The 12,028-nt window shown below is 27.3% G+C and carries 12 protein-coding genes and 1 pseudogene; 7 read left to right on the top strand and 6 right to left on the bottom strand.

Annotated features, from left to right (window positions below; translation table 11 throughout):
* Positions 1–85: 85 nt before the first annotated feature.
* Positions 86–562, bottom strand: a complete 477-nt coding sequence (locus P4S50_RS20095) for a helix-turn-helix transcriptional regulator (protein ID WP_277734840.1) — start codon at positions 560–562, stop codon at positions 86–88.
* A gap of 6 nt (positions 563–568) precedes the next feature.
* On the opposite strand from P4S50_RS20095, the gene P4S50_RS20090 reads away from it, so the two are divergent.
* The 4 genes from P4S50_RS20090 to P4S50_RS20075 all read left to right on the top strand — a co-directional run bounded on the left by P4S50_RS20090 (position 569) and on the right by P4S50_RS20075 (position 5,498).
* The gene (locus P4S50_RS20090) at positions 569–1,585 is read left to right on the top strand and encodes an FAD-dependent oxidoreductase (protein WP_331489742.1); all 1,017 of its coding nucleotides are present in this window, start codon (positions 569–571) and stop codon (positions 1,583–1,585) included.
* 97 nt (positions 1,586–1,682) lie between these two features.
* Entirely contained in the window at positions 1,683–2,000 is a 318-nt protein-coding gene (locus P4S50_RS20085; RefSeq protein WP_277734838.1) for a Fic family protein, read from the top strand.
* A 220-nt stretch (positions 2,001–2,220) separates the two neighbouring features.
* Positions 2,221–3,894, top strand: a complete 1,674-nt coding sequence (locus P4S50_RS20080; RefSeq protein WP_277734836.1) for an AAA family ATPase — start codon at positions 2,221–2,223, stop codon at positions 3,892–3,894.
* Between the two features lie 341 nt (positions 3,895–4,235).
* Positions 4,236–5,498, top strand: a complete 1,263-nt coding sequence (locus P4S50_RS20075) for an HNH endonuclease (protein ID WP_277734835.1) — start codon at positions 4,236–4,238, stop codon at positions 5,496–5,498.
* 86 nt (positions 5,499–5,584) lie between these two features.
* On the opposite strand, the gene P4S50_RS20070 is transcribed toward P4S50_RS20075, so the two are convergent.
* The 5 genes and pseudogenes from P4S50_RS20070 to P4S50_RS20050 all read right to left on the bottom strand — a co-directional run bounded on the left by P4S50_RS20070 (position 5,585) and on the right by P4S50_RS20050 (position 9,538).
* Positions 5,585–6,289 (bottom strand): potassium channel family protein, encoded by a 705-nt coding sequence (locus P4S50_RS20070; protein ID WP_277734834.1) that lies wholly within the window; start codon positions 6,287–6,289, stop codon positions 5,585–5,587.
* Positions 6,290–6,473: 184 nt separating this feature from the next.
* Positions 6,474–7,157, bottom strand: a complete 684-nt coding sequence (locus P4S50_RS20065) for a tetratricopeptide repeat protein (protein WP_277734833.1) — start codon at positions 7,155–7,157, stop codon at positions 6,474–6,476.
* A 255-nt stretch (positions 7,158–7,412) separates the two neighbouring features.
* Positions 7,413–7,478 (bottom strand): annotated as a pseudogene (locus P4S50_RS20295) (hypothetical protein); the annotation flags it as partial.
* The gene (locus P4S50_RS20055; RefSeq protein WP_277734831.1) at positions 7,478–8,590 is read right to left on the bottom strand and encodes a hypothetical protein; all 1,113 of its coding nucleotides are present in this window, start codon (positions 8,588–8,590) and stop codon (positions 7,478–7,480) included. The gene P4S50_RS20055 and the pseudogene P4S50_RS20295, both read right to left, overlap by 1 nt.
* A gap of 234 nt (positions 8,591–8,824) precedes the next feature.
* The gene (locus tag P4S50_RS20050) at positions 8,825–9,538 is read right to left on the bottom strand and encodes a hypothetical protein (protein ID WP_277734829.1); all 714 of its coding nucleotides are present in this window, start codon (positions 9,536–9,538) and stop codon (positions 8,825–8,827) included.
* 166 nt (positions 9,539–9,704) lie between these two features.
* On the opposite strand from P4S50_RS20050, the gene P4S50_RS20045 reads away from it, so the two are divergent.
* The 3 genes from P4S50_RS20045 to P4S50_RS20035 all read left to right on the top strand — a co-directional run bounded on the left by P4S50_RS20045 (position 9,705) and on the right by P4S50_RS20035 (position 11,997).
* Entirely contained in the window at positions 9,705–10,316 is a 612-nt protein-coding gene (locus P4S50_RS20045; RefSeq protein WP_277734828.1) for a hypothetical protein, read from the top strand.
* A gap of 71 nt (positions 10,317–10,387) precedes the next feature.
* Entirely contained in the window at positions 10,388–11,341 is a 954-nt protein-coding gene (locus P4S50_RS20040; RefSeq protein ID WP_277734826.1) for a YARHG domain-containing protein, read from the top strand.
* A 212-nt stretch (positions 11,342–11,553) separates the two neighbouring features.
* Positions 11,554–11,997, top strand: a complete 444-nt coding sequence (locus P4S50_RS20035) for a hypothetical protein (protein ID WP_277734824.1) — start codon at positions 11,554–11,556, stop codon at positions 11,995–11,997.
* Positions 11,998–12,028: the final 31 nt, after the last annotated feature.

The following is a 12,028-nucleotide window of genomic DNA, read 5'->3' as shown; positions in this document are numbered from 1 at the left end:
GATTAACAAAAATATATTAGATGAAGAATCAAAATAATTAATTTCCTACATTAATATAGTATATGATAATGTTAATAGTTTTTATTTATGCATCTATTTCATTGAAAAAGTGAATGAGCTTGTAGTACATTCTTCTACTTATAACTGCTCTTTGTTTTTCCCAATCTATATATGTATTTTCAGATACACCTAATATTTTAATAGCTTCATAAATTTTAAACTTATTCTTTTCTCTCCACTTCTTCATCAGATTTCCATAATCCTTTATAATAAATTTAGAATAACTATCACAAAGAACTTCTTCTCCTAAAACATTGAAAAGATTAATTAAAACTTTTCTTGAAGGACGTGCAGTACCATTTTCGTAATTGGCTATACCAGAGCCGGTAATATTTATTAAGTCACCTAATTGTTTAGGCTTTAGATTTTTATTCATTCTAAGCTTTTTAATACGTTCCCCAATAGTATCAGAACTTGAAAGTTCATATGACTCAAGTTTCTCAGGCTGTAATGTAAGGTTAATATATTTTGGAATGGTCGCAATACTATCAACTGTGCTCATGCCAGCTTGTATGACGTGACACTGATAGAGAGCGCGGTTAGAAATAAATTAATTGATATGGGAATAAAAATAATATTTAGAACAAGAGTTATAGATGCATATGTTGAAGATAAAACTATTAAATATATAAAGCTTGATAATGATACTAATATTATGGCGGATTCATTCGTAGAGACAACAGGAACAACTGGTCCTATGGGAAATTGTTTAAAATACGGAAATGGATGTTCTATGTGTGTTTTAAGATGTCCTTCATTTGGAGGAAGAGTTAGTATTACTAAAAAATGTGGGATAGAAGATATAATCGGAAAGAGAAAAAACGGAACCTATGGTGCCTTTAGTGGTTCTATAAAACTTAATAAAGAATCTTTAAGTGATGAAATAAGAGAAGAACTAAATAAAAATGGGGTTTGTATAGTACCACTTCCAAAAGAAGAGATTAATGAAGAAAAATTAGATATAAAAGTATGTCAACAGTATGCATTAGAAGCATTTGCTAAAAATCTAGTTCTTCTAGATACAGGACACGCAAAATTAATGGCTCCTTTTTATCCTTTAGAAAAGCTTAGAAGGATAAAAGGATTTGAAAATGTAAAATTTGAAGATCCGTATTCAGCGGGTATAGGTAACTCTATAAGATATCTATCTATTGCTCCAAGAAATAATAATTTAAAGGTTATTGGTCTTAACAATTTGTTTGTTGCTGGAGAAAAATGTGGTCTTTATGTAGGTCATACTGAGGCTATATGCACAGGATATCTAGCTGGTCATAATAGTGTTAGAAATATGATAGGCATTCCTCTATTACAGCTTCCTGCAAATACAGTTATTGGGGATATAGTGTCTTATGCAAATGAAATTATGTATAAAGAAGGTGGAGACAAATTAAGATTCACATTCGCAGGATCTATTTTCTTTGAAAGAATGAAGGAAAGAAATTTGTATACAACAGATCCTGATGTATTGTATGAAAGAATCAATAAGGTTGGGCTTTTGAATATATATGATGAGAGATTGATTTGAAGAGATTGAAGCTGTGGCATTGATTAGGTGCCATGGCTTTTTTACATTCTTAAATCAAAAGTTACTACAATAGATAGCAAGAGAACATCTTGAAGTAGTGAATCATAAAGAAGCAATACTTTATGTAGAAGATATAGTAAGAAAAAATGAACCGTTTTGTGAGTGGCAGATAAATAATATTCATAGACTTGTTTTAAAAGCAATAGACGATGAATATGCAGGAGTATATATAGATCAAAAGGTAATTATTGCAGGAGCAAAGTATGAACCACTAGAACCAATGCTTATTAAAGAAGAGATGGAAAGATTAATAGATTGGTATAATAATGAATCTCAAACATTGCATCTAATACAAAGAGCAGCACTAGTGCTCTTGATAAAGTACATACAACAAACCAAAATGATGATTGTATAGAATTAGTAGTTGAAGAAGTAAATAGAACTTTAGATTTATATTTAAGGCTACTGTAAATGAATATGTAATAAAATATGCGTAAATCCTCTCAAAATAAGTAGAGGATTTTTTTCTTTAAAATATACAATAAGAAGAGTTGTTGTTGAAATGAGTCATGGTATTTTTTCCTACTAAGTATGCTATAATAAAGGAATAACCTTAAACTAGAGGAGAGAAATATATGAAAAAATTACCTATTGGAATAAGTAATTTTAAAAAATTAATAGATGAAGGTCATTATTATGTAGACAAAAGCTTATTTATAAAAGAAATAATAGATGATGGTTCAGAAGTTATATTGATTCCAAGACCTAGACGATTTGGTAAAACTCTTAATATGAGCATACTTAAATATTTCTTTGAAAAGACAAAGGTAGATAATAAATATCTATTTAAGGATTTAAAAATAAATGAGTTCAAAGAAATAATGGACACTCAAGGAAAGTATCCAGTTATATATATAACGTTTAAAGATATAAAGTTTTCTAATTGGGAAGATTGTGATAACGGAATAAAAACATTAATAAGTTCATTATATGAAAAACATGACTATCTTATAAAAGAAAATTTTTTGAGTGAATTACAAACAAACTACTATAATAAAGTAATAAGTGGAAATGTTAATATGGTAGAACTTTGTCAAAGCTTAAAAATGCTTACAAAATATTTATGTGAATATCATAATGAAAAGGCTATAGTATTAATAGATGAATATGATGTACCTATTCAAAGTGGTTACTTAGATAATTACTATGATAAAATAATTGAATTCATGAGAGTGTTTTTAAGCAGCGCTCTTAAAGATAATGAATATTTAAAAAGAGGAATATTAACTGGGATACTAAGAATAGCGAAAGAAAGTATATTTTCAGGTCTTAATAACTTACATGTATGTACAATACTCAAAAAACATTATACTAAGCATTTTGGATTTTCACAAGAACAAGTAGAGCAAATTCTAAAGTATTACAATATAGAGTATAAAATAGATGATATAAAAAAATGGTACAACGGATATAACTTTGGTGATAATGTAATATACAATCCTTGGTCAATACTTAATTACATAAAAAATCATAATGATGGATTTAGACCTTATTGGGTAAATACAAGCAGCAATGATTTAGTTAAGATAGTACTTACAAAAGCAGGAGAAACCGTAAAAAAAGAACTTGAAGAGTTAATACAAGAAAAAACTATTGTAAAACAGATAAATGAAGATATAGTAATGAAAGAAATAGAAAATGGAGCAGAGAATGTATGGAGCTTTTTATTATTTAGTGGATACTTAAAGGTTATAAAAGAAGATTTAAAAATGGGAAGAAGTTTTTGCACATTAGAAATACCAAATCTTGAAGTAAAGTACTTATATGAAGAGATAATAATGTCTTGGTTCAAGGAAAGTATTAATAATGAAAAATTCAACTATATGTTAAAAAGCCTAACAACAGGTGATATAGAAACATTTGAAGAAATACTTAGTGAATATTTAATAAAAAGTGCAAGCTATTTTGATATAGATGAGAGTGAAAAGTTTTATCATGCATTTGTACTTGGAATATTAGTTGCTTTAAATGAAGAGTATGAAGTTAAATCAAATAGAGAGAGTGGTTATGGAAGATACGATATAATGGTTATCCCTAAAGATAAAACTAAACTTGGGGTAATAATAGAATTTAAAAAAGTAAGCAAAAGAAGAAAAGAAACTCTTGAAACAGCAGTTGATAAAGCTATAGTTCAAATAAAAGATAGAAATTATAGACAGGAATTAGTAGATAGAGGAATAAAAAATATACTAGAGCTCGGAATTGCTTTTGAGGGAAAAGAAGTTTTAGTTAGAGAACTGAATAGATAGGATTAATTGAAATCTGCCATGGTTGAGATAACTGATATGGCAGATTTTATTATTGAGGGGAATTACAGTAGAATGCACGTCTAGACTTAATTTTTAATAGATTCACTTTTTTACCTAAAAGTATATTCTTACATTTAACTTGTTTTGAGATTAACTATAGTAAAAATAAGTTTATTTATAGCATACAGAAGAAACTGATTAGAAAAGATTACTGTTTAGGTAATGGAAGACAAGCAAAATTTACTTAATAGGTAAATTTTAGAAGGAATATACACTATTCATGTAGAAATTTTATACTTTGTGGCAAATAATAGGATTTAAATATAGGAGGAATATGTATTATGATAAATACTTGGATTTATTCAGCAGATCCAAATGAGTATGATGTAATTAGAGCATTTAAGGATTTAGGTCAATTGGATTGGAGCATGAAAAGTAATGCTGATGTTAATGACATAGTATACATATATATAGGATATGAAATTAAGAATATAGCAATCAAAACTAAAGTTATTGAAATAAATCCTGAAGAATTTATAGATGACGGTGATTATGTTATTAATATTGATAGAATGGATGGAGATAACTGTGGAGATTATATAAGATTAAAAATGATTGATTATTTTGATCAAGATAAAGAAAATTTAATGACTTATGAATTAATGAGAGATAATGGTTTAAATGGTCCTATCAGAGGTCCTATAAAATTAGATAATAATGAGCAGTTAAAAGGATACATTGAGCTTTCAGAATCAAAAATGATTAAAAATAGAATTGAAAATTTAAAAGTATCGGATGTACTTACGAACAATCAGTTAATGTATACATTTAAGTGTAGTAACTCATCAGGAATGAGAAGAGCTCATAAAACTAATACATTATCTATAATTTCTGATCATACAAAAGCTTTATATGAGGATAGATGGATAGATGGCATATTTCATTATACAGGTATGGGCCAAGTTGGACACCAAAGTTTAGATTATGCTCAGAACAAGGTATTATATCAATCAAATGATACAGATATTAAAGTGTATTTATTTGAAGTGTTTGAAGAAGGAAAATATGTTTTTGAAGGTCAAGTTGAATTATACGATGAACCATACCAAGAAGAGCAAACAGATAAGAATAATGATATAAGAAATGTTTGGGTATTTCCTTTAAAAAGATGTAATGAAAATCAAGATGTAGTAATCAAAGATAATTCATATAAGAAAAATAAAGACAAGAAAGAAAAAAAAGCTAAAAAATTATCTGATAAAGAACTTTTAGAAAAAGCAAAGAGAGCTAGAAAAAGATCAGGAACTAGGAATGTAAATACTGTTGTATATGACAGAGACGAACATGTAGCAGAGCTAGCTAAAAGGAGAGCTAATGGCATTTGTCAGTTATGTGGGCAGAAGGCTCCTTTTAACAATAACAAAGGTGAGCCTTACTTAGAAACACATCATATAGAGTGGTTATCTAGAGGAGGAGAAGATTCTATAGATAATACTGTAGCTCTATGTCCTAATTGTCATAAAAGAATGCATATTTTAGATTGTAACGAAGATATAAAAAAACTAAAGAAAAATATGAAAAGAATAGTATTAATTAATCAATGATAAAAATAGAAACTTTTACTAAAAAAGTAAAAGTTTCCATTTAACTTAATTGAAAGGATCTTAATTTATAAGTTTAAAAAATATAACTATTTATTATCTAACAGTACGTCAAGTTCTTTTTGTATAAATATAAAAGTAATAGGTATAAAAATTAGATTTATTATAGAAGATAATATCATTTCAGATACAGAAATAACTTTTAACATATCAGTATTAGGAACTATATCCCCATAACCAACAGTAAAGAAAGTTACAGAGCTATAATAAAAAGATGTAAGATCACTCCAAGACGATGAGATAATAAAATTGTTTTCACTACAACCGTAATAATTGTCATATATGGTGCTAAAACCATATATTATTATAAAGACTATTAGCAAATAATTAAATATTAAGATTAAAATATTGACTATAGATTTAGTGTGTTTTTTATTTGAATGAAAATTTATACAGAAATTTATTATATTTATAAAAATAAGTAATAAATAAATTAAAAAAATTATAAAAAATAGTTTTGTATTAAAATTAAGAGTATCTATCTTAATTTGTAATAATGAATATAAATTTGTAATCCCGTATAATAAACAATAAAACGAAATATTGGATACAATAGACAGGGTGTTATGCTTAAACTGAGAAAAAAATAAAAATACGGTATAATCTATTAAAATAATCCACATACCAATAAGCTGATATGAAAAAGTATGACTTAAACTAATTACAGAATAAGAAAGCAACGCTATTAAAAGTGTAATAAAAAACAATGATTTTTCTTTTTTACTAAAGGGCATTAAAAAACCTCCTATCGTGGTGGAGTATATCTTTTGTAAGGACAATCGGCTTGTGACTTAGAATCAGAAAGACTAGAGGTCCAATTACGGCTAATTGATATTTTTAATGATTTTTGTGATTTACATATTAAATAAACGCTTTAAAATTAAATAAAAACCTCTACAAAATAAGTAAACGTTTTTATTATAATAAACTAATATTCAATCTACTATCAGATTCAATAGCATCCATAAAATCAGAAACATTTTTATATGTAGGATCAGCTGCATAGACTCTTTGGAATTTTTTCTTAGCCAAACCTTTCTTACCTAACTTAGCATAAATAAAACTTATAAAGTAATGACAATCAATATAAGGGTAGTTCATACTTCTTTTTCTACCTACTGCAGTTTTAAAACACTCAAGAGCAACCTCATATTGATCTTTACCTAAGAAGCACATTCCTTTCATATGATTCTTCCATAAACTAAAATCAAAGCCATTGAATTTTTCCTCAGGTAAACTCTGAGCTATAACTAAAGCTAAATCAAAATCCTTCTTATTCACTAGAAGTTCAATAGCACTAGCTTTAGGAGCCCAATAATCAGAAGCAGAAAGAATAGAGATATCTATACTCTCAAAGTACTTCTTATATATCCTATAAGCCATATCTGAATTACCTAAGTTACTGTAACACTCAGCTTTAAGCAATTCTAAGTCTTTATTTGCATTAGGATGTTCTAAAACTTTATCTAATTCAGGAATACAACTATCATATTTCTTACTAGTATAGAATTTATACGCTTTTAAGTAATGCTTTTCAACCCAATCAGTTTTAAGTCTCCACTTACTGGACCAAAACATTGAAGCAAAAGCAGGTAAGAACAAGATCGGGTGAGCAAACCCAAATAAGAATAAGAAAATCCCAACAAATAAAAGTACTGTTTTATGATTGTAGTGTTTACTTTTAAGCTCCCTAGGTAAAGTAGAACTTATAAAAGGATTTTTATTTATATTCGATGAACTAGAGTGAACATTATTATAAGTAGAGCTCTTACTATTAGACTTAGTATTCTTTTTATAACTATGCTGTTTTGAATAAGAAAGACCTGTTCCAGGAATAGATGCAGTAGTTCTTACACCTTTAGTATTAGCACTTACTCTAAAACCTTTAACTCCAGCACTAACACCTACACCTTTTGTTTTAATTAGTTAACTACATCTATAAATTCAGATTTAATAGTATATCCATCTTTTATATTTAAAGTTTTTAAAACAAGGTTATCCCAGTTGATTTTTAATTCTATTTTGCGATTTGCATATTTAGAATCTTTATTGAAAGTAATCAAATATGTATCATTTTCGTTTGAAGTATTTTCAATTTTTTCAATAGATTTTCTCATATCACCTAGTATTTGAAAATTATTAATCGAAGTTAAGGCTCCATCACCTAACGAAAGAAAAGTACTGTGACTGACACATGGCCCTGTAGCAGCTGCGCCAAAGCCAGGATTTTCTGAAGGTTTTTCACAGTTATAGTTCCAACTCCATCCAGTTAATTGAGCACCGCTTCCACGTGGAATTGGAATAGAAGGAGAAAATAATTGCTCAAGTTCTTTATCTCGATTATCTAAATTACTTTTTTTAAATTCATTCGTACATATCCCTTCTGTATTTATTCTATTTTCTCTTTGGGCATTGTAGTAAGTATCTATTTCTGATTTAATCTTATAACTACTACTGAATGCTGTTCTGTTCACGATTGCTAAAATAGTGTGTGCTTTATTGTCAGTAATATTGTCTGATTGTATTTTTAACCCTTCATCTTTTGTAAAAGAGTATTTCCATCCAAATTCATCTACAGCAAATCTCCAAGTTAAAGGGAAATATGTTGTATCCCTAAAAACCAGTAACGGATAAGGTTCTTTATTATTTTCAATATGTTTGTTATTTACAGTTATTTTAAAAGTAGCTTTTTGCGCAGTATATGTTTGCTTTGGAACATTTATATAGTCATCATATATATCATAATTTGAAAATTTATTTGATTTATTTACAACTAAACCAGTTTTATCATTCCAATAGGTTTCTAAACCTAGAAATCTACTATCTGACCATGTTATAGGAATATACACTATATTTTTATATGTAATTAGAGGGTATTTATTATTAATGTTATTAATTAATGTATCGTTTATATAAACATTAAAATCTGGAATATTCACCTTGATATTATTACTTTTAGCATATAATTCATTTGAAGTTGTTACAAAAAAAATAATTGTGAGTAGTATTAAAGTCAGCTTTTTAAATCGTTTCATCTTTAGCACTCCTTTTGTATTCTAAATAGAATTTGTATTTTTACAATATTTTCTAATTATTATATCATTGTTTATCAAAATACAAAATAGAAGTCACCTTTAAATATGTATAAAGTAATGTTATCTTAGGGTAAAACATATTAAGCTTTAGATTAAAATTTAATAAGAAAAGGAGCTACTTCATATTGAATATAGCCCCTTATATATATAATTTCTTATGTTAGATTGTATAAATTATTGTTTCGCTATTTTGTTTATAGAGAATCCAGTTTGATCATTCCATTCTGTTTGTAATCCTAACTTAGCAGCATTATTAGAAGTCAAAGGGATATAAGTGATATGCCAGAAGTTAAAAAATGGATACTGTTCACTTTGAGTTAACTCTTCATCGTTTATAAATACTTTAGCATCAGTTTTTGTAGCTTCATAACTACCATTAGCTTTATAAGGTATACTGTTTTTGGGTAATTCAGAAACTTTTACACTACATGTACTAGTAGTAAGCTTTAAGCCAGTAACAGAGTTCCATTCAGATTCAAGACCTAAACATCTAACGTGATTCCAAGTTAATGGAATATAAATTATATTATTATAACTAAAGAATGGAGATGTAGAGTTTAAGTTATCAACTGCTTGTCCATTTATAGATATAGTGTAGTCTGGAATATAAACACTTCTTATATTTGGATTTACTGCAGGTGCTTTTTTAGGTGTTGCCTTTTTAGGTGCAAAAGCTGGAGTTAATTTTTCGTATTGACACTGTCCGTTTGGATGTAAATGGGTAGAGTAGCCATGGTGATAATGATAAGATCCTAAACCGCTCTTATTCCTGTAGTCATGATCTCCTCCGTTATTACCTGTTCTTCTTGAATGAGCTAAAGACAAGCTAGTAGTCATCATGAATAATGATAAAATAATACTTAAGATTCTTCTTTTTGAGTTTCTCATAGTTTTAACCTCCTGTATTCTCTTTCGGTATAGTTAATTCTTGATTGTTATTCAAAATCCTTCGATTATTACATATTTATACAAAATATTTAATAATGCGGTTAGGTATGGTAGAATATACCATAAATGCAAATGTTAAAAAGTATGCTTATAGAGGAGGTAAAAAATGAGGATAGATGGTCTATATAAAGAATATAAAGTTAAAAAAGAAAAGATATTATTGTGTTTAGTTATATTTTCGATTATTAGTTTAATTATTGTTGGACATATAATTAGCATAGGAATAGAGTTAAATAATGTATCAGGTACTTATAGTAATACAAAAAATATTAGTCAATCATCAGAAATAGATGTAAACAATTATATAAATCAAACTTCATACGATATGCAATCTAAGAATTATAAAGAAGAAATATCTCTTTTTGTTTTTTTATTTTTAGCTGCAGCTGCAATATACCACATTTATTTTTTTACAAAAACAAAGTTAATTATGAACAATAAAGGAATAGAACTATATTCAATATATAGTAAAAAGCCTTGTAATACACTTTATTGGAATGAAATAAAGTCAATACAAATCGGGTACATACTTGCTAATGGAAATAGAATTTCCAGATACGGAATAAAAATTAGACATATAAAAAAGAGTCATAGCCAACATGAGCAGCTAAAGGAATTTGTACCAATTATAAGGTTTAAAAATTATTCTAATTTAATAAAGGATTTAGAAGAAATAGCAGAAGAACTAAATATAGATATTTATCACATGGATGATTAGAAAAAATATCAGAATATATAGTTTTTTATTAAGTTATATGGAATAGAAAGAAGATGGAGGATAATCAGCAGATGAAAAAAATAATCTATTTAATAGTAATTATACTAATAGTTTCTTTAACAGGATGCAAGGATATAGAAATAGATGATAAAAAACAAAACAAAGAATATATTGAAGATAAAAGTATAAATAATAAAATAGAATCAGACAGGAAAGAGAATCTATCAGAATACATTTTATCAAATAGTGACAAAGATAAACTTGTGTTATCTGATTTAGAAAATCTGAGTGATTGGGAGCTAAAACTAGCAAGAAATGAAATATTTGCTAGAAAAGGATATGTTTTTAAGGATAAAAAGTTAAAAGAGTATTTCGAAAGTAAAAGTTGGTATGAAGCAGATTCATTTTATAAAGCAGAGAATCTGAGCCATATTGAAAAATATAATATTAACTTTATTAAAAATCATGAACAATTGGATTATAAAAATATAGTTTTTGGAGATTTAAAGGAAGATTTATATTTTGAGGATATCTCAATTGTAAAGAAGGGGAAGACTGAAGCAGATATTTTAAAAACACTTGGAAAACCACTGAGTATTAAATATTACACATATGAAGGCGAACAAAGTGAAGAAGAAGGTGCGTTTACAATAGAATATGAATATGATTTTGGAAAGATTATTTTTGTTGATCAACTAGACGATCCTAATATAGTGTGGGTTTTGGAAGTAACTTCACCTAAATACAACACTATTAGAAAAATAAAAGTTGGAGATACAGTTCAAACTTTATTAAATAAGCTGCCTAATTATAATGTTTATCCTTCAAAAAATAATAGTAATGAAGGTGATGAATATATAAAAATAAGGGGTGCTGGTAAGTATAACAATTATATTGATTATTTTGCAACTGAAGGTAAAATAAATACAGAATATGAGGTAGATAATGAAGTTTCATTCTGTATAAATCCAAGCACCAATAAAATAGAATCTATAAGTATGAATTTTGTTCGCTCTGCCAATTAATTTAAATGTTAATATATATAAACTACCAAAACAGTAGCCAACCAAAGCTACTGTTTTTTGTTGAACAAATATACAAGGAGTATAAAATAGTGGTATAATCCAACTTGGGAATTAAAGTTATAAATATCCGATAATGTCCAATGATTATAAGTTGATTATGTGAAATTAAATATTTATTAGAATTACTATATTTATAAAAAAGGGGGTACCATATGAAAAGATTAATTTTACTAATATTGGTTGCAATAGTAGGAACCTTCAGCTTAATAGGTTGTCAAGATGAAAAAGAGGTTTCTACAACTGAAGAATATTCAGATATGTTTGAGAGTACATTTAAAGATGTGTTAAACCTATATATTGTTACTTCGCCTATACTTACAAAAGAAGGAGAAGAGTTGGATAAAACTATAAAAGAAATAAATGAGGTTATAGAAAAGTTGGATGATGAAAGTGTACATTTTTTTTCTGAAGAAGCACGAGAAGTTGCAGGTAGAATGACTTCTTCAGCTAAGAAGGCAATAGAGTATCATAAACTTTGTCTTAAAAGCCATTATTCAAGTGAATTACACCAATCAACTATGGATGAAATCACTAAAATAGCAGATTTAATGAGAGAATACGAGAAGCTTTATCGTGAATTTTTGAAAAGTAGGTAACATATTAAATACAAGCAGCGGACACTCTTAA

It is taken from the genome of Tepidibacter hydrothermalis, from assembly GCF_029542625.1.
In the GTDB taxonomy this organism is placed as follows: Bacteria; Bacillota; Clostridia; order Peptostreptococcales; family Peptostreptococcaceae; genus Tepidibacter_A; species Tepidibacter_A hydrothermalis.
This window is presented reverse-complemented; position numbering and strand designations above follow the sequence as displayed.

What these genes read in the sequence shown, in the direction of transcription:
- P4S50_RS20095 (WP_277734840.1), bottom strand. Translation starts at nt 562, where the DNA reads ATGAGCACAGTTGATAGTATTGCGACCATTCCAAAATATATTAACCTT.
- P4S50_RS20080 (WP_277734836.1), top strand. Translation starts at nt 2,221, where the DNA reads ATGAAAAAATTACCTATTGGAATAAGTAATTTTAAAAAATTAATAGAT.
- P4S50_RS20075 (WP_277734835.1), top strand. Translation starts at nt 4,236, where the DNA reads ATGATAAATACTTGGATTTATTCAGCAGATCCAAATGAGTATGATGTA.
- P4S50_RS20070 (WP_277734834.1), bottom strand. Translation starts at nt 6,289, where the DNA reads ATGCCCTTTAGTAAAAAAGAAAAATCATTGTTTTTTATTACACTTTTA.
- P4S50_RS20055 (WP_277734831.1), bottom strand. Translation starts at nt 8,590, where the DNA reads ATGAAACGATTTAAAAAGCTGACTTTAATACTACTCACAATTATTTTT.
- P4S50_RS20050 (WP_277734829.1), bottom strand. Translation starts at nt 9,538, where the DNA reads ATGAGAAACTCAAAAAGAAGAATCTTAAGTATTATTTTATCATTATTC.
- P4S50_RS20045 (WP_277734828.1), top strand. Translation starts at nt 9,705, where the DNA reads ATGAGGATAGATGGTCTATATAAAGAATATAAAGTTAAAAAAGAAAAG.
- P4S50_RS20040 (WP_277734826.1), top strand. Translation starts at nt 10,388, where the DNA reads ATGAAAAAAATAATCTATTTAATAGTAATTATACTAATAGTTTCTTTA.
- P4S50_RS20035 (WP_277734824.1), top strand. Translation starts at nt 11,554, where the DNA reads ATGAAAAGATTAATTTTACTAATATTGGTTGCAATAGTAGGAACCTTC.